The organism is Bacillus sp. GW823-FHT06A11 (genome assembly GCF_058795355.1).
Window position 1 is genome coordinate 856,698 of the sequence record NZ_JBXAHS010000001.1, and the last position, 26,635, is coordinate 883,332.

Below are 26,635 nucleotides of genomic sequence, written 5' to 3' on the forward strand. Positions count from 1 at the left end.
ACAAGAAAATGACAAAAGAAAAAAGAGCTTTTCTTATCTATCGAAAAGCTCCTCTTTTATTTAATGTGAAGACGCATCGCTAATGCCATGACCAGTATTAGATTTCACTAGAATTTCATCAAATTTCGCTGCATCTTCTTTCTTACTAGATAAAACCGTTCCTAAATATGCTGCAAGAAATCCGAGTGGAATTGAAATAATTCCTGGTGTCGTATATGGGAATAACGCTTCCCCAACAAAAATAGCTTTTCCAGCTACAGGGTTCCAAACATTCGGACTCAACGCTACAAGAACAATTGCTGATACAAGACCTACAATCATACCCGAAATAGCACCCGTTGTATTAAAACGCTTCCAATATATTGTAAATAAAATTACTGGTAGATTTGCACTCGCTGCAACTGCAAATGCTAATGATACTAAAAATGCTACGTTTAATGTTTGGGCAAATAATGCAAGTATGATAGATAGTATCGCTACTCCAATAGATGCATAACGAGCCATGGATACTTGCTCTTTTTCCGTTGATTTTCCTTTACGAATGATTTCATTATAAAAATCATGAGCGAATGCTGATGCTGCTGTTAATACAAGACCTGCCACTACAGCCAAAATCGTTGCAAAAGCAATTGCTGATACGAAAGCAAATAAGAAGTCTCCACCTAACGCTTTGGCTAATAAAGGTGCCGCCATATTACCAGCTGGGTTCGCTTTAATAATCGCTTCATTTCCTACAAACGCTGCCGCACCAAATCCTAAGAAAATCGTCATAATATAAAATGCACCAATTAACCACGTCGCATATACGACAGATTGACGTGCAGTTTTTGCATCACGTACTGTAAAAAAGCGGACTAGTATATGTGGTAATCCAGCTGTACCAAGTACTAGTCCTAAATTTAAAGAAAGTGTATCAAGACCATCCTTATACTTTACACCTGGATTTAAAAATGAATCTTTTAAAGGTGTAGCTGTTTTCATTTGGGCGAACATTTCAGTCACGCTGAAGTTGAATTTTGCGAAAACGATAACAGAAATAATAAACGTACCAGCCATAAGTAATACAGCCTTTACAATTTGTACCCAGCTCGTTGCTGTCATACCTCCAAAAATAACATACACCGTCATAAGTGTTCCAACGATTAATACAGATGTCGTATATTCAATCCCTAATAATAATTTAATAAGTGCACCCGCGCCAACTAATTGTGCAATCATGTAAAAGATAGAAATCGTCATCGTATTAAGAGCTGCAACTCCGCGAACTTTTTTCGCATCAAAGCGTGCTGCAATCATATCCGCCAAAGTGTACTTTCCTAAATTTCTAAGCGGTTCTGCAACAAGATACAGTACAACTAAATAAGCAACTAAAAAACCGATACTATAAAAGAATCCATCAAACCCAGTTAATGCGATTGCTCCGGCTATACCAAGAAATGAAGCAGCAGACATGTAATCTCCAGCAATGGCTAGACCATTTTGCCAACCAGTTAATCCCCCTCCGGCCGTATAAAATTCACTCGCATTTTTCGTTTTTTTCGATGCAAAATAGGTTATGACTAGCGTACCAAGAACGATAATTAAAAATAGTGCAAACGCAGTAGTATTCAAGTTCAGCCCCTCCCTTTTTGCATGTTTTGCAGAATTTTTCGGGAGATTTCATCAAATGATTCTGCTTTTTTGCTATAAATCATACATAGTGCCCATGTCATGATAAATTGGGAAAAAGCAAATACCCACGCCCATGTAACGTCACCAAATGCAGGTGTATTAAGCACCTTTGAATACGACGTTAAAATAGGCAGTGCAATAAAAAAACTAAAAAAGAAAATACTCATTGGAACGATAAACTTCTTTTTCGTATTTAATAACAATTGAAATTCTTCCGACTGAACGACCTCTGTATAATTCACCTCATTTTGCAACTTACGTGCTGACGTATCATCTCGTTTCATTAACCGATCCCCTCTCTTACTTGAAATACACTTCCCCTTCGCATACCTAAAGACTAAATTTTATAAATATTCAGAAACTTATACTCATTTTAGACAATCCATACATTCATGCAAAGATTTTTCGATAGACATTTTTCGGCAAATTTCCCCAAATTTTTAATATACTTTTTCAAAATAAAGTGACACCTTACTTTTTTTCTTCATTAAGACAAAAGCAGTGCTTAACGCACTACTTTTGTCTTTTTTTCCTTTTCCAAATTACGAGCTGTTTCGCTTAACTCAACATCTTTTCCGTCTTTAAGTGTTCCAAATATAAAATCGAATACTGGATTTGAAACACCGAACCAAAACTTTTCGTTTTTATAATGGTGTAATATATGTTGTTTTTTTAGCCATCTTCCAAACTTAGTGACGGGACGAATCGGTCTATGGGCAATATAATGTTTCCATTCGTAAACGAGCAGCATGATAATCATTCCGATTCCAAATGAAAGTGTAATAGTAACACTTTTTGTAATACCATATGCTATAAGCAAATAAATAGTAAAACTAGGTATACTAAACCATACAGGTAAAAACAAAAGTTTTAAATCCTCTGGATATACGTGGTGATCATAATGTAATCTTCTTAACATTTTTAATAGAAATGTGTTTTTAGGTGGCTTTATATGGAATAAAAAACGATGTGTCATATATTCATTAAGTGTATAGAAAACAATCCCAAACATACATGCTAACATGCCAACCCAAGAGAAAAATTGCATTTTTAAAATAATAATGAAAATAAATAGAATGCTATACATAATAACGATATCATGTTGTAAAAAGAACTCTTTCCCCACTTTCTTCATCTTGTTTCCCCCTTTTCCCAAAAAACAGCCGCAACATATCGTTACGACTATTTCTTTTCTATTCTTATTCTATTCACTTTACAAATTTGCCTGCTGTTCTATTGTCGAGAAAAAATTATTTGGTCCAAATATATTTTGCTTCGGAATAATATGTTCCACTGCAAACACTGTTACTTCTCCTCTTTGTACTTCTCCAATAATGAGACCAAATATTTCATGATTTACTGCAAACGTCGGTTGCTTTGTTTGTAGCAATCTTGCAGCATTATGAAATACCGCCTCATATAGTGGATTTCTATCAGTAATTTCTTTTCGGATTTTTGGCGCTAACGTAATGATAATTTCTTTTCCGTCAATAGTGGTTCGATACATAAAAATCTCCCCTTCAATCTTATGTGAACAACTGTAAAGCTTTGTATGCAAAATGTATAGAATATCCTACTAAAATAATACCTGCTCCGGCTGTTATGTAGCCAAGCGCTTTTGGTTTTAATAAAGTTCTTCCAAAATGTACAGAAAAAGCAATATTTAAATTCCATAAAATAATACCAGCAATAATGCAAAGACTGTACAAAAAAGCTTCTTGTTTCGTTACCTTCGTAAGTAATGAGCTAAGTGTACTTCCGTATATACCAAACCAAAAAACAAGATTTAATGGATTGGATATCGCAATTAAAAATCCTGCCATAAACGATTGCTTAAGGCCACCTACCTCTTCTTTTTTATATTCCATATTCGAGTGGAAAATTCCTTGTTTTACACTTTGAAATCCTAAATAAAATAACAAGAAAAAACCCGTGCAATACATGAAGGCTTGTACATATGTATACATAAACACAGAAGATAAACCGAAATAAATGAGTAACATAAATAAAACATCTGCAGTCATTCCACCAATTCCAACAACCCAAGCATGCCAAAACCCACGTTCAATTCCTCGTTTTAACATTTCAATATTAATCGGCCCTACTGGTGCAGCTAATGAAATACCTAATACGATTTGCTGTATAATTGCTCCAAACATCACTCTATCCTTTCTACTCTCTTTATTACTAGTTAATGATATAATTTGAAAAAATAGACTAGCTTTCGTAATAAAATACCCTTTTTTATCCAAAATATACAAAAGAGCCATCTAGGTGATGGCTCTTACTTTTCTATCCTATGAAGAAAAGGACATTTCCCTTTTATTGGTTCTACATCGTCTCCTATGAAATATTGTTTCCATTCACGATGCTCTGGGTCACCATAATGACTAATGTTAGGGTGTTTCGGCAATTGATCCCACTTTTCAACTCGCTCACGGACCATTTGTCTTGAATATGCTCCTTTAGGACGATCTCCCTCTAATCCATCAAAAATAGTGCGTGGCTGAAACCCAATAACGAGAGAATTCCCTAAATGTCTAGTTTTTCGTTGTTTATAAGCTGGCGCATTTCCAAATGCAAATATTGGTTCACCACCAAATGAAAATTCCCATAAATGATGGTCTGGATCTTCAGGAATCTGCTTTGGCCATGCTTGATCATCGTTTTCATGTAAATACTGTAACACTTTCCAAAAGGAATCACGGTAATATTCGAGTGATTGTTCTTCACATTCCGGTTCTATAAAAAGGAAAAAGCCCCTTCTTACAATCGGCCTCTCTTTCATTAACTCTAAAAAAGATAACATTGTATGCGGCAAATGACTCCAATCATTATGAGAAAGAAATGAATAACGAAGTTCATTCTTTTTCAAAGCTGTTAAACCGAAATAACATGGAAAAGTTGGTTCTAACACGACACTTGAAAAAATCTCAAATTCTTTTGCAACCCAATCAGGTATGTCGGTTCTCGTTCTTATTCCTTCATTATCTAATAAATAAGACTTATTCATTCTTTCACCTCATTATGTATAGCATTCAATTAAGAATATTACATACTCGGCCTGTCCTATACCTATTTAAAAATTCGACTGAAAAATTATTTAAAAATACAAAAAATAAAATCGCTTACTTGACTAAATTCTCCCAATTCGTGTATATTTAAATTAATCATTTAGCAGAATATTCAAGAATATAGCATTTTTAGTTTATATTATTTTTTAAATGAATTTCACTAAATGAAAATAGTAAACGCTTTTAGGAGGAATTATAACATGCAAGGAAAAGTAAAATGGTTTAACAACGAAAAAGGTTTTGGATTTATCGAAATGGAAGGCGCTGACGATGTATTCGTACATTTCTCTGCTATTCAAGGAGACGGCTATAAAGCTTTAGAAGAAGGTCAAGAAGTATCTTTCGACATTACTGAAGGTAACCGCGGACCTCAAGCTGCTAACGTAGTAAAACTTTAATCCAACATATAACAGGAGGTTACCTTACTTGGTAACCTCCTTTATTATTCCTTTGTATATTTCCGTTTTACAGAGCAAAAACTATGTGAAATGCGCAATATACAAAGGAGGCAGTAACAATGGGATCAGAAGTAAATGATTTTGAAGAAGTAAAATTCCGTGTAGAAACAGCACAAAAAATGGTAGGATCAGCAACAATTTCAATGGATCCAGATACATTAGAGCATGCTACTACTGCAGTAGAAGCAGCTCGCTCACAGCTTGAAATTATGAAATCTGTTGCAGTAGATTTAGATGAACCATTTTTAATGAACGAGGAAAAGAAACTAAGCAAATGCGAGCAGCAATTAAACGAAGCAAAGCACTAAAAAACATCCAGAGAATTTTCTCTGGATGTTTTTTTATGACAACTGTTCTCCATACTTTTTCAATGTTTCTCCAACTGTACATTGTCTTATACAAAATGAATGAGCATAATACTTACTATTTGTCTTTCGATTATGTTCTCGCAAGAAACATCCTTCACAATATGTTTCTAATAAGTCATTTACCTCTGTAATGAGTTGCTTTTTATCCACCTTTGCACCTCTCTATTCGGTTATTTCTTTATGACTATCAATGACTGTCCCTTCTAATGCTTGCGTTGCTAATTGATGTGCTTCTTTATTTTGTTTTCTAGATATCGGTTCACATACAAGTTTTAATTTCATTTGCTTCGCCTTTTGTTCAATTTGATCTAAATAATGATTTAAATGCTCATCATAACAAGGCCATTCTCCGGCTAATTGCTGCAGTACCACTTGTGAATCTCCGCGAAGTGTAACTGCTTCATACTTAATCCCTAGTTCCTCGAGTATATTCATACCGTATAATAATGATGCATATTCCGCTTCATTATTATCATATATACCTTCTATATATGCATTGCGGCGAATGCGGTAGTTTGTATTTCCTTTTTTATAATACACACATATACCAACGCCAGCTTCTTTCGTTTGCACATCATACCCCCCATCAAAATAAACGAGTATTTCTTGGGGCTCTTCCTCTACTTGCTTACTTAACTTTTTCATCTCTTTTAATGACCATTCTGCGTCCATTTCATCGTAAAATAAAAGTTCCTTAGCTCTTCCTGTTTTCTCAAAATCCTCTGCAAATTGAAGTACTTCTTCTATGTTCATATACTCTGTTGTTAATTCCGTCTGCAATCCACGCTTCGTTTTATACAACCAATGAATTTTATATTTCATACTACATTCCCCTTATGTAAGACTTCTTATATATATATCCGGCTAATTGAAGCCTCACTTTATTTTATTATATTTTATCTAGAGTCACAGCATTATATTCAATATGATTACATACAAAAAGAGCTATCCCTATAGGAATAGCTCTTTCATCTATTACATAAATCTTTCAAATTGTACTCGCTTATTAATCCAGTACATTACAGGCATACCGATCGCCATGACAACAAATTCACCGATTGCACAAGTTAACCAAGACAACATAAATGGTAAACCCAATGCAAGATGAAGTTCAATTGCAATCATAAACATTGTAATCGTAAAGATAACTGTATTAAAAATCATACGAGCCCAAACACCTTTAATAAATCGCATAGAAATAATCGTTGCAACTAACGCAAGAATAGATTGCCCTACTCCAAATACTAAATCGTAAGCGATCATAGGTGAGAAAAAGAGATTCGTTAAAAATACACCTAATACAATTCCGTAAATTGCTTTCTTGTTAAATACAACGAGATGATTAAACATCTCTGAAATACGAAATTGTACATTCGTAAAGCCAAATGGCTGAATAAGCATAGAAACAGCAATATATAATGCCGCTAAAATACCATTACCGACTAAAGTTCTAATATTCATGACAAAATCTCCTTAGTTTTTTTACGTGGGATGGTTTCGAACCACGTTATTCGTTTTTTAAGCAACAAGATTATATTTTACGTGGTAGCCCCTCTTTCGTCAATAGATTCCTATCATAAACTACCTTTTTCCTTTTAGACAACGTATAATGAAACATATGAAAGATTTAGGAGGTTTCACTTCATGACAGCAACAATTCAAAATGAAAAAGTGATCGTTTCCATTTCTGACAAAGGTGCAGAATTACAGAGCGTTCGCTTAAAAGAAGACAACACAGAATATTTATGGCAAGGTGATTCTACTTATTGGGGACGCCGTGCACCAATTTTGTTCCCAATTGTCGGCCGATTAGTAGATAATACATACTACGTAGACGGTAAACCATATTCATTAACACAACACGGTTTCGCTCGTGATCTTACTTTCTCTGTGAAAGAACAAAGCGAAACAAAAATCACTTATATCGTTACTAGTAATGAAGAAACATTAAAAAAATACCCATACGAATTCGAACTACTCGTTTCTTATGAGCTAGATGGACAAATCGTTCATGTAACATATGAAGTAAACAATCCTACTTCAAAAGAGATGTTCTTCTCAATCGGAGCACATCCTGGCTTCAACTTCCCTTTATTGGATGGTGAATCATTTACAGATTATCATTTATCGTTTAATGGTTCGGAACGCTTAGAAACAAGCGTATTAGAAGGACCTTATCTTTCAAACAAAAAGCAATTAATCGCTGAAAATACAACTGAATTGCCACTTACATATGATTTATTCAAAAATGATGCGCTTATTTTTGAAAATATGAATACGAATGAAATTTCGATTCGTTCTCATAAACATAATAAATTTGTAAAAGTAGAATTTGATGGCTTCCCATTTGTCGGCGTATGGACACCAGGGGATAACGCACCTTTCTTATGTATTGAACCTTGGTATGGAATCGCTGATGAAATAAATCCAGCAAAAGATTTCAAGGACAAAAAGGGAATTCAATCGTTACAAGCGAATGAAACATTTACATGTTGTTATAGCATCACAATCGGATAACTACTCTATCCCCTACTTCAAAAAGCATTTAAGTAGGGGATAATCTTATAATTTGGAGGTTTCTCATTTTGATTGAAGTATATATTGATGGTGCATCAAAAGGAAATCCTGGTCCTTCTGGTGCAGGAGTGTTTATTAAAGGCGTTCAGCCGCCTGTACAATTATCATTACCACTTGGAACAATGTCCAATCATGAAGCAGAATACCGCGCTTTACTTCTAGCATTAAAATATTGCATCGAGCATAATTATAGCACTGTCTCTTTTCGTACAGATTCCCAGCTTGTCGAACGGGCTGTTGAAAAGGAATACGCAAAAAATAAAATATTTGCACCTCTTTTAGATGAAGCGCTGCAGTACATAAAAAACTTCGATCTCTTTTTTATTAAGTGGATTCCAAGTAGTCAAAATAAAGTAGCTGATGAATTAGCTAGAAAAGCTATCTTACAAAATTAACGGGGGTATGAGTGTGAAAAAAGAGTGGATTGCTCCTCTTGCTTTATTATTTGTCTCTTTTATTTGGGGAGCTACGTTTGTTGTCGTTCAAAACGCTATGTCTTTCGTTGGTCCATTTACGTTTAATGGTATTCGCTTTTTATTCGCTGGAATTATTTTATTATTCGTTCAAATTATTTTCTCACAAAAAACTTCAAAACAAGATATAAAACATAGTAGCACGGCAGGGATAATCGTTGGTTTTTTCTTATTTGTCGGTTATTTATTGCAAACATTTGGCTTACTCTATACAACATCTTCAAAAGCAGGTTTCTTAACTGGGCTAAGCATTGTTATGGTCCCAATCTTATCATTTATCTTTTTAAAACAAAAAGCTACCATTTTCATCGTACTTGGTATTGCTGTAGCTACAACAGGTTTGTACTTATTAACAGCTGCTGATTCTTTCCAATTAAATATAGGAGATATACTTGTTCTCGGTTGTGCAGTCGCTTTCGCTGCCCATATTCTTATTAACGGCTTCTTTTCTAAAAAAATATCACCTTTATTATTAAGCACATCTCAAGTATTAGCTGTTGGTATATTTTCTTCTATTTGCGCTTTCTTGTTTGAAGATTGGGAAAAGTTATTTTCAGTATCACTATGGACGAATCAATCCTTTTTATTCGCACTCTTTCTAACTGCCCTGTTTGCAACATCTATTGCTTTTTTCATTCAAACATCGGCACAAAAACACACTTCTCCAACGAGAGTAGCAATTATTTTCGCAATGGAGCCCGTTTTTGCTGCCTTAACAGGCGTTCTCGTTGCAAATGAACAACTTTCTATTTCTGCTATTATCGGATGTCTATGTATTTTTCTAGGCATGATTTTTGTTGAATTACCTTCCAAAACAAAAAAAGAAGCGCAGGCTGCGTGAAGTTACGCTTGTAACTTCCGCATAAAAGCCTTAGCGCTTTTTTTATCTGTAATTTCTTCCTCTTTCAATCGTTCTAATAACGCAACGAAATAACTACCATCAAACTGTAATTGATGTTTAATTGTCGCTTCTATTGCTGCGTTCACAATCCCATCAGACGCACCAGTATATCCTTGTCCGAACATAATAAACCCTTGCGCTTCCTCTGATAATTTAAATCCCTTCGTATGTAAGAATGAAAGATAATCTTCTACTGTTTGCATGTTATTCCCACCTACTCAAAAATTCTCCATCTCCTATCATACATGTTTTTACACGCTATGAGAATGAAATTTCTTTGACAACTTTGTAAATCAATCTTCTACTTCGCTTACAATGGAGGATTTCCTAACAACCTGAAGGAATATGTAAAGTGGAACTTATTTCATATTAAAGGGGAGACACGATGAAACAAGCACTATTAATTATCGACGCTCAACAAGAATTAATTGATGGAAATGAGCAAGAAAATGAAGTTTTTCGTAAAACCGAGCTATTATCTACACTAAATATAGCACTGCAGAAAGCAATAGATTCAAATGCTCTTATTGTTTTCATAAGAGATATCGATGTTGCTTCTGGTAGTGGCGAAGGATTTGAAGTACATAATCAAATTCAAGTACCCCAGTCTGCAATTCTTATTAATAAAGCAGCAACCAATTCATTCTACGGCACTTCTTTACTTGAACTTTTAAAAGAAGAAAACATTAATCATATTGTTATAGGCGGATGTAAAACAGAACATTGCATCGACACTGCCGTTAGGACAGCAACTGTACAAGGATTTGACGTTACATTAATTAAAAACGGGCATTCAACAACTGATTCTAACGTATTGTCTGCAGAGCAAATTATTAATCACCACAATAAAATTTTACACGGTCATTATAACGTTGATAATTTTTCTATGGTGAGAGATATTGAGGAAGACCTCTTTCAGCCAACTCATGACCAATATCGTGATTAAATTAGCTCGAAAAAGAATCCTTCATTTAAAAGGATTCTTTTTTTATCCAAAAATTTGCGCTGCAATACTATATAGTTCACCATTTCTTTTTAATAACCGATTACTATTTTTCATCATAATTGGTGGTGTATTCACCTTTTTAAAACCAGCAATCTCTAATTCTTTCATAAAATCGTTCTTTCCTTCTGGTACATCCATTCTTAATTTTCCATTATGCCCTCTTGCTAAATCATGTACTATTCTCATTGCCATCGCATTATTTTTAGCAACGACTGGTCCTATTATTTTATTTTCTGGCGTTTGTATACTTATACCGTATCCTACTACATTTTCTTTCGTATCCTTTACAACGACACACCGCTCACTTTGCATAATTCTTTGTTTTAAAAACCCGTTTCGGCTTGTCCCAAATGCGCCTTCATCTATTTTTATTATTCCTTCTAAATCACTCTCTCTATAAACCATCATATATTCTTCATTTTCTGCACATTTATGATTCGCATTGTACGAGTTACAAATATATTTAGAAACATAGCTTACTACCCTAAATCCTAATTTTTCATATAAGGGCTTCCCTTCATCCGTAGCAATAAGCATAATTGGAGTTTGAGCTGATACGCTATTCATGCATGAATTCGTTATCACCCTTCCTATTCCTCTTCCCTTATAATCTGGATGTACAATTACCATTCCGATAGATGCCAACGCCTCCCCGTATAATATTATTGCTGCGCTAGCAATAAGTTCCTTTCGCTCATTCCATACGCCGTATACAATACCTGTGTTAAAAACTGTTTCAATTTCTTCTCTGTTATAATCCCAGCCAATATAAGAAGATAACGATACAATATCGCCTATTTGTTCTTTCCTAAGACGCTCCACCCTAATTTCCAATTCAATCATACTCCATCCCCTTATCTAGACATTTAAATCATTATTACTAAATCAACTTGTACATGTTTCCATTCATTTGTCACATACATATGTTATTTTGACCAAGACTATATTTATATTGTAAATGAGGTGACAACATGCCCATTACGAATCGATTTTCTACCACCACTAACGGCGCACTCGCTATTACTGGAAATACTTTAGGCTTAAGCAAAATTAGTAATCAAAACCGTGCTGGTACAATCGGGGCAATTGGTGCATTCGCAACTACGAATACTGCTTTACAAGTACCTACTTTTCCTGCTGGTACAACGTTAAACTATACACAAAATAGTTCTACCGCTATTTTAAATATCCCTGCTGGTAGTACTATTCTTTACGCAGAACTCGTTTGGGGTGGAAACTATTTATCTCGTGATCAAAACATTACGAGTGTATTAGGAAACCCAGTTTCTTTTACAACACCTATTTCAACATACTCGATTACCCCTTCAGCTGTTACGGCTTCAAACCAAACATTCGTTTCAAACTCTATTACATTTGGATTTTACACTCGTTCAGCAGACGTAACAACCCTTATTCAAGCGGGAGGTTCTGGTTCCTATACTACAGGCGCGGTTCCTGGACTTGTAGATCCTATAGATGCTTCTAATGGAACAATTAATTCGGCTGGATGGACGCTTATCGTCGCTTATCAAAACGGGACATTGCCAGCAAGAAACTTAACCATTTATGTAGCGGGTAACCGTGTTTCTGCTGATACCGGTAGTGCAGATGTAGCTGTTTCTGGATTTTTAACACCTTCAGGAGGACCTGTAAGCGGGAGGTTATTTTTAAGTTCTATTGAAGGAGATGCAGATTTAATAGGGGATCAAGCTTTATTTGGACCAAATTTCAGTTCATTAAATGCTTTATCTGGGCCAAATAATGCTGTAAATAATTTCTTCGGTTCTCAAGTTAATAATGCTGCAGGAAATTTAGATACAACTGGGACATTTGGAACGCGAAATCAAAGTGCTTCTACAGGTACAAACATCTCCGCTGGAAGACAGGGCTGGGATATTACTTCTATTGATATTTCTCCTTATTTAACAAACTCACAAGTATCCGCCGCAATCCGTTTAACTACTAACGGAGACGCATATATGTTGAATACAGTAGGCTTACAAATTAATATAAACTCACCAAATATACAAGCAACGAAAAGCGTAAATAAAAGTGTTGCTGCAATTGGAGATATTCTCACTTATACAGTTACTATCCCTAACACTGGACTTCTTCCTGCCAATAACGCTATTTTTATAGATAGTCTCCCTAACGGTACTTCTTTTATACCCGGCACTGTAACAGTAGATAACATACCACAAACAAATGCAAATCCCGCGGCTGGTATATCACTTGGAACAATTAATAATGGTGCTTCTCGCACAGTAACTTTCCAAGCTACTGTCGTTTCTCTTCCAAGTCAAAATCCTATCTCTAACACTGCTAATATTACATTTCAATATACACCAATTGCCGGAGGAACAACTTTTAACGGTCTTGCAACAAGCAACTCTGCTGGAACACAAATTAACCTGGCAGATATTAATGGAACAAAATCAGTTAACAAACTTTTTACCGATATTGGTGAAACATTAACTTACAGTATTGCCTTAGCTAATATAGGAAATATCGCTGCAACAAATGTTATATATACGGACCCGATTCCTAGCGGGACTACTTTCATTCCAGGGAGTGTAACTGTGAACGGAGTTACTCAAGCTGGCGCAAATCCCGCTAATGGTATATCAATTGGATCAATTGCCGCAAATTCTACTACTACTATTTCATTTCAAGTATTCGTTCCTTCTATCCCCCAAACAAATCCAATATTAAATAGTGGTACAACAACATATCAATACATTCCTGTACCAAATCAACCTGCAGTAAGTGGGACTGATACGACCAATATCGTATCTACTCAAGTGAATAACGCCACTGTAACAATGGCAAAAGCAGTAGATAAAAATTTCGCAGATATTGGTGATACACTAACGTACACCGTTTCCTTTACAGGTACAGGTAATACAAATGCGAACAATGTTATTTTTACAGATATCATTCCTACTGGAACAACTTTTGTTCTAAACAGTTTAACAATTGATGGCACGACACAAGTGGGCGCAAATCCCGCTACCGGCGTGAACATTGGATCCATCCCAAGCGGCACAATAAAAAATGTTGTATTTCAAGTAGTAGTAAACACAATACCCGCGTCAAATGTCGTATCTAACGGATCAAGCGCTTCTTATCAATATACCGTCAACCCTAGCCAATCTCCCGTTACAAAAAACATTTCTTCTAATCTCGTTTCCACTCAAATTAACAATGCGAATTTAACATTAACAAAATCAACTAACAAACAATTTGCCACAATTGGCGAAACGATAAGTTATACAATCCTTATTACAAACAGTGGAAATGCAGCCGCTAATAACGTTCAACTAACAGATCCACTTCCAAACGGAACGATATTGACTCTTGGTACTGTAACACTAAACGGGGTTTTGCAGAATGTAGATTCTCTCGTTGCTTTACCTATCGGCACAATTCCTGGTGGAGCTACTTTTACCTTATCCTTTCAAGTAACAGTCATTAACATCACTGCCCAAAATCCTATCATTAATAACGCTTTCGCCTCTTATATTTACACTGTAAATCCAAGTTTGCCACCGACTTCAAAAACAGCAAATTCTAATTCTGTTACATCAACAATTAGACTAGCAAATCTCCACGTTAATAAATCTGTAGATAAAACGTTTGCGGAAGTTGGTGATGTATTAACTTACACCTTTGCCCTTACTAACGATGGAAATGTTGCAGCGAACAATATATTACTATCTGATTCAATTGCGAATGGAACCGCCTTTGTCCCAAACAGTGTTATAGTTAACAGTGTTACTCAGCCAGGCGTTACACCAGCTAGCATCAATATTGGTAACATCAATGCTAATACTACAATTACAGCTTCATTCCAAGTAGTAATAACTAGCATTCCAAATCCAAACCCTATTTCAAATAGCGCTTCCATCTCCTATAACTTTATCGTTGATCCAAACACTTCACCTGTAAGTAAGAACACTACTTCAACCACTACATTTACTCAAGTAAACGATGCAAATGTCATTTCAGCCAAAACAGTGGATCGAGCGTTCGCTACCGTAGGGGATATATTAACTTATACTGTTACTTTGACGAATGCAGGAAGTGTTTCTGCTGATAGCCCTACTTTCGTAGATACGAATCCAGACGGTACTACCTTTATTCCAAACACTTTTCTTATTAATGGTGTACTTCAAAATAACGCAGATCCAAATATAGGTGTTCCACTACCTTCCATTGCTGCTAATGGCTCACTTACTGTCTCTTATCAAGTAACCGTCACCTCTTTACCAACACAAAACCCAACATTAAATTCATCTAGTACACAGTATAGCTTTATTCTAAATCCGGGCGATCCACCAACTATAGAAACATCTGTAAGTAACACTGTAAGTACACAAATTAATTTAGCAAATGTAGTGATTGTCAAAGAAGTAGATTTAACTATCGCCGATGTCGGGCAACCAATCACATATACAATTTCTTTAGCTAATCTTGGCAATACTACAGCAAATAATGTTATCGTTACCGACATAATCCCTAATGGCACCACTATCGTACCAAATAGTATTTTTATAGGTGGTGCTTTACAACTAGGTGCAGACCCTAGTACCGGTCTTCAAGTCGGCTCCATTCCTTCGGGTGGTTTTACAACGATTGTTTTTCAAATAAGTGCAAATGGGCTACCTTCACCAAACCCAATTCAAAACAGCGCTTCACTTCAATATAGCTTTATCGCTGATCCAAACTTACCTGCTCTTGTTAGAAACACTGCTAGCAATATAGTAACTACACAAATTAATACTGCTAATATTGTTGCTACAAAACTAACGAGTACAAACTTCGCTGATATTGGTGATGTCATACTATATGCGACTATTTTAACGAATAACGGGAATATCCCTGCTGCTAATGTAACATTTACAGATATTATTCCAACGGGTACCCTCTTCATTCCTAATACTGTAACGATTAATAATGTCCCTATAGCTAATGCAAATCCTGCTAACGGCATTTCAATTGGTACGATAGGAGCGAATTCATCACGCACCGTTGCATTCCAAGTTTTTGTACCAACTATCCCTGCTGTAAACCCAATTACAAATCAATCAGGCACAACATTCCAATATACGTATGATCCATCCAAACCCGCTGTGATGCAGATGGTTGCTTCTAACACTGTACAGACAACTATTAATAACGCCTCAATTGCTGCTACTAAATCGGCAGATAAACAGTTTGCTAACGTAAATGATATTATTACGTACACGACTACTTTAACGAATAACGGGAACACACTTGCATCAAATGTAATATTTACAGATGTAATTCCAAACGGGACATCGTTCATTCCTAATAGTGTTACTGTAAACGGGAATACACTGCCTAATGTCAATCCAGCAAGCGGAATTGCAATCGACCCAATAAATCCGAATGCAAATACAATCATCTCATTCCAAGTACAAGTAAATTCTATCCCGAATCCAAATCCAATCCCGAACCAAAGCAATACAACGTACCAGTATGTCGTAGATCCTAACTTACCTCCAACATCCGCCAATACGTTAAGTAACGTAATAACAACTCAAATTAATAACGCTACTATTGTCGCTACGAAGTCTGTGAATACACCGACAGCTGCAATTGGTGATATTGTTACCTATACGATTGCAGTAACAAATACAGGTAATATCCCTGCTAGTGCAACTGTTTTAACAGATGGGCTTGGCGCAGGAGCTTCATTTATCCAAAACTCCGTAACTATCAATAATGTTCCACAACCAGGATTAGATCCATCACTTGGTGTTCACTTGGCAGATATTTCGCCAGGAGATACTGTATTCATTACTTTTCAAGCACAAATTTTAGCGATACCACCTAGTGGCACATTAACAAATAATGCTCTTGTAAATTATGAATATACCGTGAATCCAAACCAATCTCCTGCTGTTGGTAGTACAATTACGAATACGACGGTTACTCCAATTATTGATGCTACTCTTTCTATAAATAAAACTGTCAATTCAACATTCGCTACTATTGGAGATACACTTACTTTCACTTCTACCATTACTAATTCCGGTAATACTACCGCAAACAATGTCATTTTTACAGATGTAATTCCAAATGGTACAACGTTTATTCCAAATAGTTTTACGGTAAATGGAACAACTATTCCTAATGCAAATCCACAAAATGGTATCAATATTAGCAACATAAATTCAAATACATCCGTTATACTCAGTTTTCAAGTAAACATTACAACGATTCCAAATCCTAATCCAATCCCTAACAAATCATCGCTTCAATATAGCTTTATTGTAGATATAAATGAACCGCCAGTTTCACGAACAGTTAAATCTAATAAAACTTTTACACAAGTAAATACTGCTTCTGTTATCGCAACAAAAACTGCAAGCAGTGCTTTTGCTGCTGTTGGAGATACAATTACGTATACAACTACCCTCACCAATAGCGGAAATACTGCCGCAAACACACCTGTTTTTATCGATATATTACCACCTGAACTTTCATTCGTTCCTGATAGCGTACAAATTAATACCATCCCACAACTTGGATTTAGACCAGATAGCGGGATTTCTTTAGACTCAATTCCAGTTGGAGGAACGACAACAATTAGCTTTCAAGCTATCGTTGGCTCAATACCAGTTACAAACCCAACTTTGAACCAGTCTAGCACGACATACTCGATCATTGTTGATCCTACCCAACCGCCGGTGACAGAAACAGCTACAAGTAATCCAACTTTAGTTCAAATTAACGAAGCGATTATTCAAGCAACGAAAAGTGTGGATCGACTCTTTTCTGACATAGCACCTGGAAATTCATTTTTAACGTATACAGTTTTATTAGAAAATGTAGGGAACACAACTGCTACGAATATCATTTTTACAGATCCAATTCCAAATAATACAGTGTTTATAGAGGATAGCGTTCGAGTAGGCGGAGTTTTATTACCTGGAGTAAATCCAGCGAATGGGATACCAATTGGGGATATTATTGCAGGAGATTTTATAAACGTTACCTTCCGTGTGCAAGTAGTTAGCATTCCAAATCCAATTTTCACAATTGGACCAGGCGGACCAAACTCACCGGTTGTAAACGGCGCTTCCATTAATTATCAATTTATGACAGGTCCAAACTTGCCACTCGTTTCAAGAAGTACGACATCCAATCCGGTTTCGACACAAATAAATTCTGGGGAAATTGTGGCAATCAAATCTGTAGATAAAACTTTCGCTACAATTGGCGATACAATTTCTTATACGATTACATTAAGTAACCCTGGAAATGTCACTTCACAAAATATAATTTTCACGGATACTTTACCTAATGGGACGACATTCATATCTGGTACTCTTACAAACGATTCTGGTACACAGCAAATCGGAAATCCATCTAACGGGATTCAGATTGGAAATATAAATCCGAGTGGAACCGCCATTATTACTCTCAATGTACTTGTTACAAACATTCCAAGTATAAATCCAATTTCTAATTTTAGTTCTGTACAATTTGCACATGTGGTCGACCCTAGCCAACCTGCCGTATCACAAACGAATGTATCTAATACGGTTTCGACAACTATTAACAGTGCGATATTAACAACCCAAAAAAGTGTGGATAAATCTATTATTTCCGTCGGGGATACACTTACGTATACAACAACTATTACAAATACAGGAAATACACCAGCTACAAATATAACTTTTACAAGTGCAATTCCAGCTAGTACTACTTTTATACCAGATTCCGTCACAATAAATGGCATCCAACAGCTTGGTGCACAGCCAGCACTCGGAGTAAATATACCAAATATCGCGCCTGGTGAAACAGTAACTGTTACCTTCCAAGTAAATGTTATTTCTGTTCCTCCTTCAAGTTCAATTATGGGTAACGATACAATTTTATATTCTTATACTGTTGATCCAAACGGAACTCCTGCTACTACTTCTACTTCAACGAATATTGTCACAAACCCAGTATTAGATGCTATGATAACGATGGTAAAATCGGTCGATCAAACACTTGTAACACTAGGCGATACCATTACCTATACGACAATTTTAACAAATAACGGCAATACAAATGCAACGAATATTACTTTCACTGATCTTATACCAGATGGCACAACATTTATTACTGACAGCGTTACAATAAATGGAATCACACAAATTGGATTGAATCCTAATACAGGCATAACGATTGGATCAATTGCCCCTAACAGCTCAATATCTATAGCATTTCAAGTGACCGCTACTTCTACCCCTGTTCAAAATCCTATTGCCAATTCCGCTACTGCTTCTTACACATTTATCGCTGATCCAAATGCACCGATTGTTTCAAGAAATGTTACTTCAAACACAACGTTTACTACAATTAATACTGCTAACATTCTTTCATCGAAACAAGTTGATAAAGCTTTTAGCCACATCGGAGATACACTCACTTATACTGTCACTTTAACAAACAATGGAAATTCCTCCGCACAAAATGTTATTTTCACAGATGCTATGTCGAGCGGAACGAAATTTATTACAAATTCATTTTCTATTAATGGAATTCCTCAAAGTGGTGCAGATCCAACAAACGGTGTAAATATTGGGCCGATAACAGCTGGGGCTACAGTAACTGTTTCATTCCAAGTAAATGTGACCTCATTACCAACCCAAAACCCAATTGTAAATTTCTCATCAACATCGTACCAATTAGTCTCACCACCTGATGCAGAAACTTCAATTAGTAATCCTGTTTCAACACAAATTAAAGAAGCAATATTATCTATGACGAAAAATGAAAGTGTATCCTTTGCAGATTTCGGGCAAACTGCTTTTTATACTACTTCTATTACCAATATAGGCAATACCGATGCAACTAATATAGTATTCACAGATGCATTACCAAGTGGACTCACATTTGTTCCTAACACATTAACGGTCGATGGCGTTTTACAACCGAATGCGAATCCAAATACAGGCGTATTACTTGCAACACTTCCACCAAATGAAATATATAGTATCGTCTTTCAAGTTACGGTGAACAGCATCCCACCTATTAATCCTGCACCAAATACAGCAACAACGACGTATGAATTTACTGTTGATCCTGTTAATCCTCCCATTTCAAGTGCAGCTACTTCCAACACTACACTTCTTCAAATAAACAACGCAACTATTATTAGCACCAAAACAGCAAATCTTACTTTTGCAGATGTTGGTAATACAATAACATTTACACTTAACCTTCCTAATACCGGGAATGTGACCGCAACTGATGTAACTATTATCGATATTCTTGATAGCAATTTAAGTTTCGTTCCAAATAGTTTCACAGTTAATGGGCAAACCATTCCAAACGCCGATTTATCAACTGGTGTAAATATTGGTTCCATTAATGGTGGTAATACGGCAATCGTTACATTTCAAGCAACTGTTATTACACTTCCAACACTTAATCCCATTTCTAACTCTGCTTCTACCACATATCATTATGTCGTTGATCCTAGCCAACCACCTATTACAATTTCCAATCAATCTAATACAACGACAACACAAATTAATAGCGCTATCCTTACTGCACAAAAAAATTCAAATGTATCTACGGTAGATATCGGGCAGGATATTACCTACACCGTTACAATTACAAATAGCGGAAATGTGAGTGCAACGAATGTTATTTTTACCGACCTTATTCCAGACGGAACTTCCTTTGAACCGAATAGCTTTACACTGAACGGAACTAGCATCCCAAATGCAGATATCATTACAGGCGTTCCAATCGGTGATATCGCGCCAAACGAATCTGTCATCGTAGCATTTCACATTATCGCCAATGAAATTCCATCTATAAATCCAATTACTAATCAAGCTAGCGTTAGCTTTCAACATATCGTTAATCCAGCTAATCCTCCAGTTTCAAAAAATATTATTTCTAACAACGTTACAACAAAAATTGAAAGTGCTATTTTAAATACTATTAAAATAGGAGATAAAACTTTTGCAACGATTGGTGATACAATTACGTATACAACGACTATTACGAACACAGGCAATATTCCTGCTAACAACGCTATATTCTCAGACCCTTTACCATCGTGGACACAATTTGTTGCAGGATCAGTTATTGTTGATGGCACTCCATTACCATCCGCTTCGATTATTAACGGTGTTGGTATAAATACAATCAATCCAAATCAAACTGTTACAATCATATTCCAAGTACAAATCATAAGTAATCCAACAACGTTCACACCTGAACTCCAAAACTTAGGATTTGTTAACTTCCAATATAACGTAGGCAATGCATTACTGGCTCAGCCTGGCAATGTGGAAACGAATGTCTTCGTTACTTCTATTAATACAGCCATACTTTCAGCTGTAAAAACTGCTAATACAGCCTTTGCAAATATTGGAGATACGATCACTTATACAGTTTCGATTCAAAATAACGGCAATACAAACGCTACGAATGTAAATTTCTCAGACCCAGTTCCAACTGGAACGACCTTTGTTGAAAATAGTTTTGCTGTAAATGGAAATACCATTCCAGGCGCAAATCCAAATAACGGAGTTAATATCGGAACAGTTAGCGCAGGTAGTTCCTTAACCGTTACTTTCCAAGTCATAGTTACATCAACTCCACCTTCAAATCCGATTACAAACGTAGCATCTATTCAATACGCATTCATCGTTGATCCGACCTCTCCTCCTGTTACAGGCACAATAAATTCTAATAGCGCTTCAACACAAATTAATAACGCGACTGTTACAACTGTTTTACAAGCAAATCGTTCAATTGTATCTATCGGGGATATAATTACGTATACAGCAACATTAACGAATACTGGAAACTTCCCTGCAAACTCTGTATTACTCATTAACGGAGTTCCTGAAGGAGCATTATTTGTTCCAAATAGTGTTACGCTCAACGGGATTTCACTTCCAGATGCAAGTCCAACTCTCGGTATTCCAGTTGGTATTATCGCACCAGGTGATTCCGCTACTATTACGTTCCAATTTCTTGCAAGTTCTATTCCACCGCAAGGAGCGATTATAAATCAAGCACTTACAAGTTACACGTATATTGTCGATCCAAGTCAACCTCCTGTTACAGCAACATCCTCGTCTAATACGGTTAATACAGCTGTTGTTGATGCATCGTTATCCGTAATTAAAAGTACAGATTCTCTCGTACAATCTACTGACGGTACAATCACTTACACAGTAGTCGTTCAAAACAACGGAAATACTACTGCAAATACAGTTACTTTAACAGATTTGGTCCCAGAAGGAACTGCATTTATTCCGAATAGCGTAACTATTAATAGTGTTTCCGTTCCAGGTGCCAATCCTAACGTAGGAATACCATTAAACTCCATCGCACCGTCAGAAAACGTCACTGTAACATTCCAAGTTATCGTTCAATCTATTCCAAGCGTGAACCCAATTTCTAATACAGCCCGTATTGACTATACTTTTATCGCCGATCCAACTGCCCCTATCATCTCTCGAACAATTACGTCTAATCCTGCTTTCACACAAATTTCGGATGCGACTATCCTTTCTTTAAAAGGAGTCAATTCACAACAAGCAACAACAGGTGATATTTTGACTTACACAATAACACTAGAAAATACCGGAAATATTCCAGCTACTAATCTCATATTTTCAGATACTATCTCCCAAAATACTACATTCGTAGAAAATAGTTTTACACTTAACGGAACAACTATACTTGGTGCTAATCCAAATGTAGGTGTTACTTTACCTACCCTAGCAGCAAACGCTACTCATCTTATTTCGTTCCAAATTCTTATTAACGATTCATTCTCGCAAGAATCGATTACAAATCAATCCAATACAACATATACAATCCAACCAGACCCAGGGCAACCGCCTATTACTGAAACATCTACTAGTAATATCGTCATTACAAATTTCGTGCAAGCACAATTGACAATTACTAAAACATCCAATCCAACAACTGTAGATATCGGTGGAACTATACTTTATATTTCTGAAGTGAAAAATATCGGTAATGTTGACGCAATAAATATTAATTTCACAGATTTTATTCCAGCTGGGACTACATTCGTTCCCGATAGTGTCACAATTAATGGTGTCCTTCAGCCAGGTGTAAATCCTGAAAACGGAATACCGATTGGAACAATTCCAGCAAACAGTTCCAAAACGATACTATTTCAAGTGCAAACAAATAATCCACCTACTGAAACCGAAATTGCAAATCAATCTTCAGCAACTTACCAATATGTAAGTATTCCTACAGCCCCACCAGTAAATCGCTCTGCAAATTCTAACATTGTTACAACATCACTTCAAAATGCAAATATTATTTCTGTTAAAAGCGCGGATGTAAATTTCATATCAATCGGGCAAATTATTACCTACACAAATACACTACAAAATATAGGAACCGTTCCGGCTAACAATACCGTGTTCATTGATAACATTCCAGAAGGTACTATATTCATTGAGGATAGCTTAGCAATAAATAATGTAACTCAGCCTGGCGCTAATCCTGAAAACGGAGTAACTCTCGGCACGATACAACCAAATGAAACAGTCACTATTTCATTCCAAGTACAACTTACAAATATACCAGAGGGCAATACAGTCATTAATATTTCAGACACTTCGTACGAATACCAAATTGACCCTAGTTCTCCCATTATTCAGCGTAGATCGTTATCAAATGCAGTAAATACTGAAGTGCGAACGGCAAATGTTAGTGCAATTAAATCCGCTAACAGATCCATTACACGTATCGGTCAAATCATCACATATACAGTCGCAGTTACAAACGCCGGTACAATACCTATTACAAATACTCTCCTACTTGACGCAATTGCTTCTGGCACCACATTCGTTCCAAATAGCATTCTTGTAGATGGCGTACCAAGACCTAACGAAAATCCAATTACCGGTATTAATCTTGATATAATTCTTCCAAATAATACGATTATTGTTACGTTCCAAGTAAGCGTAGTCTCTATACCGCCACAAAATAACATTAATAATATCGCCGTCATTCACTATGAGTATCGACCAGACCCAAGCGGACCACCAATTTCAGAAACAACCTCTTCCAATAGTACAAATATACAATTTATTGATGCTATTCTTATTGCTACAAAATCCGCTAATACTGTATTAGCTAACATTGATGAAACCATTGAATATACAGTATTCATTCAAAATAATGGATCGACTACAACTAACTCCATCTTTTTTACAGATACTATAGCGGATGGAACAGTATTTATTCCAGGAAGTGTAATAGTTAACAATACTGTACTTCCTGCAGCAGATCCGAATATCGGCTTTTCCATTCCTAATGTCGCAGCAGGTCAAATGGCTACAATAACATTCCAAGTTTCCGTTACGAATTTACCTGCTGTAAATCCAACACCTAATACTGCAAACATCGTCTACGACTTTATTTTCAATCCTGACTTTGCACCAATTCAAAAATCTACTACTTCCAATACTACTTTCGTTCAAATTAATGATGCTGATATCGTTTCACTTAAAACTGTTGATTTGACCTCTGTAACAATTGGTGACATTTTAACTTATACAACAACTTTAACGAATACAGGGAATACGGATGCCACTGCTGTTGTATTTACAGACAATATACCCGATGGAACAACCTTTATTGACGGTAGCGTTTTAGTAAATAACATTCCTCAGCTTAACGCCAATCCAGGTGCAGGTATACTTGTAGGAACGATTGCTCCTAATATTTCTATCCCAGTCACATTTTCTGTTACTGTCGTAGCTCTTCCTGCTAGCGGCCATGTTCAAAATCAATCAACTTCTCGTTATACAATAAACGTGGAAGAACAAATATCGACTAGCAATATTACCTTCACTGAAGTTATTTCTGCTAATGTAATTGCGACAAAAACAACGCCTATCCAATATGCTGACCTACAAACTATTATCCCTTATACCATTTCCATTACAAACAATGGGAATATACAAGTAGAAAACATTATTGCTACAGATATCATCCCAGTAAATACGAGCTTTATAGAGAATAGTGTTATCGTGAACGGCAACGCTCGGCCAAATGACAACCCTCTTAACGGTATACAAATTGATACCATTCCACCTAATACGACAGCAACTATTCTATTCCAAGTACGGGTTACTTCGATTCCACAAACAAATCCAATCTCTAACACGAGTACAATTAAATATGAATACACGGTACCAGATCGACCACCTATTACCGAAACTATTATTTCATCAGCTGCCGCAACAGAAATTAATCACGCAAATTTGAATAGTAATAAAGCTGTTGACCTTGCATTTGCAACGGTTGGTGATACGTTAACATATACGATTACACTAAATCAAACCGGTAATGTTGCAACAAATGATGTGATCATTCAAGATATTATTCCTCAAGGTACTACGTTTATAGAAAATAGCGTCATTGTAAACGGAGAAACTCTTCCAGGAGCGAATCCAGTAAGCGGCATACCACTTGGTACTATAACTATTGATGGAAATGCTATCGTTTCATTCCAAGTAACTGTGACTTCTATTCCAACACCAAATGAACTAAACAACAACGCAATTACTACTTTTAACTATATAGTCAACCCAAATAACGTACCTGTTACAAATACGACTACAACAAATACCGTCACAACTACTGTCCAAAATGATAATGTCATTGCCATAAAATCTGTTGATGTAACGAATGCCTTACCTGCTCAAACTTTGACGTATACAATTACGATTACGAATAGCGGTAATGTAACGATTGAAAACCTTCTTGCCATAGACACCGTACCAATAGATACGACTTTTGTTGCTGGTAGTGTTACGATTAACGGAATCAATCAGCCTAATGAGAATCCTGAAAATGGTATTACGTTAGGAAATCTTGCTCCTAATGACTCTGTCTTTATTACGTTCCAAGTGACAATATCTTCTTCTACTCTTCAACCTACAATTAATAACGATGCTTCTGTTTCCTATACCGTTATCATTGATCCAACAAAACCACCTATTACAATTACAAAGCAAACAAATACCGTTACAACGACAGTCATTGATCCGATGGTTCGTATTGAAAAAACAACTGACAAATCTATTGTCGTTATAGGAGATATCATTACATTCACATTAGCGGTATTTAATCACTCCCCAATTCCGACAATCAGCACTTCTGTTATAGACACAATTCCAGCTGGTACAACATTTATAGAAAACAGCTTAACAATTAACGGTACTCCCGTTCCAAATGTTCGTCCAGACACTGGTATTAATATCGGCTCTTTACCTGCAGATTCAGTAGCAACTATAACATTTCAAGTCCTCGTAACTTCTATTCCTTCAAACAGTACAATTATAAATTCTGCAACAGTTACCGCTGCCTTTCAATTGACACCACAGGATCCAATTATTACTTTCATTGTTAATTCAAATATCGTTCGTATACCAGTTCAATTTATAACTACAACAGTCACGAAAAATGCTTCCTTCAGCTCTGCTTATTTAAATCAATATTTTGATTACACGGTGCGCATTACGAATACTTCCAAAATTTCACTCTCAAATATTTCATTACAAGATACTATTCCAGCAGGTTTACAATTTATAAACGGCACTGTCTTTATTAACGGTGAACGCTCTCCACTAGCGAATCCGAATATCGGTTTCCTAGTCGCTACTAATTTGGAACCAAACGAAACAATTATCGTGTTATTCACAGTACAAGTAATAAGTCCACCTGTTAATAATGAATTTAAAAATACGGCCAATATTTCGTTACAACTTCAAGTCTCACCTACCGACCCACCAATTACAGTAACCGTTACAAGTAACGAAAACATCGTCACCTTTGTTCCAGAAAATCCAGATGAAACACTTCCAAATTTAAATTGCTTCTTTGACGGTGAGCGCTTCATTCGTATTACTCCTCGAAATGTACGAAATTACCTTTGGACTTGGATTTGGTGGAAGTAATTGAAACAAAAAAGAGATTGTAGTTTGGTTGAAACCAAATTACAATCTCTTTTTCATTACCTATATTCCACTACGTTGTAACTCGTCCAATGATATAGGATTA

At 36.0% G+C, this 26,635-nt stretch carries 18 protein-coding genes and 1 riboswitch; of the genes, 7 read left to right on the forward strand and 11 right to left on the reverse strand.

The genetic code is table 11. From position 1 onward, the window contains the following. Positions 1 to 60: 60 nt before the first annotated feature. The 6 genes from AC1Q8L_RS04185 to AC1Q8L_RS04210 all read right to left on the reverse strand — a co-directional run bounded on the left by AC1Q8L_RS04185 (position 61) and on the right by AC1Q8L_RS04210 (position 4,684). Positions 61 to 1,611 (reverse strand): solute symporter family protein, encoded by a 1,551-nt coding sequence (locus AC1Q8L_RS04185; protein ID WP_001098239.1) that lies wholly within the window; start codon positions 1,609 to 1,611, stop codon positions 61 to 63. Between the two features lie 2 nt (positions 1,612 to 1,613). After that, a complete protein-coding gene (locus AC1Q8L_RS04190; protein WP_000817372.1) occupies positions 1,614 to 1,955 on the reverse strand; it encodes a DUF485 domain-containing protein in 342 nt (113 codons plus the stop codon). 221 nt (positions 1,956 to 2,176) lie between these two features. Further along, positions 2,177 to 2,806, reverse strand: coding sequence for a sterol desaturase family protein (locus AC1Q8L_RS04195; RefSeq protein WP_000755393.1), 630 nt, complete (start codon positions 2,804 to 2,806; stop codon positions 2,177 to 2,179). A gap of 78 nt (positions 2,807 to 2,884) precedes the next feature. After that, a complete protein-coding gene (locus AC1Q8L_RS04200) occupies positions 2,885 to 3,178 on the reverse strand; it encodes a hypothetical protein (protein WP_000286361.1) in 294 nt (97 codons plus the stop codon). A 19-nt stretch (positions 3,179 to 3,197) separates the two neighbouring features. Then, positions 3,198 to 3,941 (reverse strand): LysE family transporter, encoded by a 744-nt coding sequence (locus tag AC1Q8L_RS04205; RefSeq protein ID WP_001196847.1) that lies wholly within the window; start codon positions 3,939 to 3,941, stop codon positions 3,198 to 3,200. A 14-nt stretch (positions 3,942 to 3,955) separates the two neighbouring features. Next, positions 3,956 to 4,684 (reverse strand): YqcI/YcgG family protein, encoded by a 729-nt coding sequence (locus AC1Q8L_RS04210; protein ID WP_001043751.1) that lies wholly within the window; start codon positions 4,682 to 4,684, stop codon positions 3,956 to 3,958. A 261-nt stretch (positions 4,685 to 4,945) separates the two neighbouring features. Here AC1Q8L_RS04210 and cspB point away from each other — a divergent pair, with 261 nt between their 5' ends. Together cspB and AC1Q8L_RS04220 are read left to right on the forward strand one after the other, a co-directional pair. Beyond that, a complete protein-coding gene (gene cspB / locus AC1Q8L_RS04215; protein ID WP_001161731.1) occupies positions 4,946 to 5,143 on the forward strand; it encodes a cold shock-like protein CspB in 198 nt (65 codons plus the stop codon). Between the two features lie 119 nt (positions 5,144 to 5,262). Beyond that, entirely contained in the window at positions 5,263 to 5,511 is a 249-nt protein-coding gene (locus AC1Q8L_RS04220) for a DUF2564 family protein (RefSeq protein ID WP_000534400.1), read from the forward strand. A 33-nt stretch (positions 5,512 to 5,544) separates the two neighbouring features. Here the strand turns inward: AC1Q8L_RS04220 and AC1Q8L_RS04225 are convergent, their stop codons facing one another. From AC1Q8L_RS04225 to AC1Q8L_RS04235, 3 genes are all read right to left on the reverse strand, one after another. Continuing rightward, positions 5,545 to 5,721, reverse strand: a complete 177-nt coding sequence (locus AC1Q8L_RS04225; RefSeq protein WP_000358801.1) for a zinc-finger domain-containing protein — start codon at positions 5,719 to 5,721, stop codon at positions 5,545 to 5,547. Between the two features lie 12 nt (positions 5,722 to 5,733). After that, on the reverse strand, positions 5,734 to 6,393 hold the full coding sequence (locus AC1Q8L_RS04230) for a ribonuclease H family protein (protein WP_000875548.1): 660 nt from the start codon (positions 6,391 to 6,393) through the stop codon (positions 5,734 to 5,736). A 153-nt stretch (positions 6,394 to 6,546) separates the two neighbouring features. Then, positions 6,547 to 7,032: a QueT transporter family protein gene (locus AC1Q8L_RS04235; RefSeq protein WP_001026474.1), complete on the reverse strand. Its 486-nt coding sequence runs from the start codon at positions 7,030 to 7,032 to the stop codon at positions 6,547 to 6,549. 6 nt (positions 7,033 to 7,038) lie between these two features. Beyond that, positions 7,039 to 7,083: riboswitch (PreQ1 riboswitch) on the reverse strand. A gap of 132 nt (positions 7,084 to 7,215) precedes the next feature. Between AC1Q8L_RS04235 and AC1Q8L_RS04240 the strand changes: the two genes are divergently transcribed. The 3 genes from AC1Q8L_RS04240 (at position 7,216) to AC1Q8L_RS04250 (ending at position 9,462) form a co-directional block, all read left to right on the forward strand. Beyond that, complete coding sequence (locus AC1Q8L_RS04240; RefSeq protein ID WP_000127410.1) at positions 7,216 to 8,088, forward strand: aldose 1-epimerase family protein; 873 nt, start codon at positions 7,216 to 7,218, stop codon at positions 8,086 to 8,088. Positions 8,089 to 8,156: 68 nt separating this feature from the next. Further along, positions 8,157 to 8,543 carry a reverse transcriptase-like protein gene (locus tag AC1Q8L_RS04245; protein ID WP_000573877.1) on the forward strand — a complete coding sequence of 129 codons (387 nt, stop codon included), beginning with the start codon at positions 8,157 to 8,159 and terminating at the stop codon, positions 8,541 to 8,543. 13 nt (positions 8,544 to 8,556) lie between these two features. Further along, on the forward strand, positions 8,557 to 9,462 hold the full coding sequence (locus AC1Q8L_RS04250; RefSeq protein ID WP_000712599.1) for a DMT family transporter: 906 nt from the start codon (positions 8,557 to 8,559) through the stop codon (positions 9,460 to 9,462). A gap of 2 nt (positions 9,463 to 9,464) precedes the next feature. On the opposite strand, the gene AC1Q8L_RS04255 is transcribed toward AC1Q8L_RS04250, so the two are convergent. Then, a complete protein-coding gene (locus tag AC1Q8L_RS04255) occupies positions 9,465 to 9,725 on the reverse strand; it encodes a DUF6123 family protein (RefSeq protein WP_001195212.1) in 261 nt (86 codons plus the stop codon). 182 nt (positions 9,726 to 9,907) lie between these two features. On the opposite strand from AC1Q8L_RS04255, the gene AC1Q8L_RS04260 reads away from it, so the two are divergent. Next, positions 9,908 to 10,468, forward strand: coding sequence for a cysteine hydrolase family protein (locus tag AC1Q8L_RS04260; protein ID WP_000806317.1), 561 nt, complete (start codon positions 9,908 to 9,910; stop codon positions 10,466 to 10,468). A gap of 42 nt (positions 10,469 to 10,510) precedes the next feature. Here the strand turns inward: AC1Q8L_RS04260 and AC1Q8L_RS04265 are convergent, their stop codons facing one another. Next, positions 10,511 to 11,371, reverse strand: coding sequence for a GNAT family N-acetyltransferase (locus tag AC1Q8L_RS04265; RefSeq protein ID WP_000571021.1), 861 nt, complete (start codon positions 11,369 to 11,371; stop codon positions 10,511 to 10,513). A gap of 128 nt (positions 11,372 to 11,499) precedes the next feature. On the opposite strand from AC1Q8L_RS04265, the gene AC1Q8L_RS04270 reads away from it, so the two are divergent. Beyond that, on the forward strand, positions 11,500 to 26,532 hold the full coding sequence (locus AC1Q8L_RS04270; protein ID WP_492339408.1) for a cell surface protein: 15,033 nt from the start codon (positions 11,500 to 11,502) through the stop codon (positions 26,530 to 26,532). Positions 26,533 to 26,635: the final 103 nt, after the last annotated feature.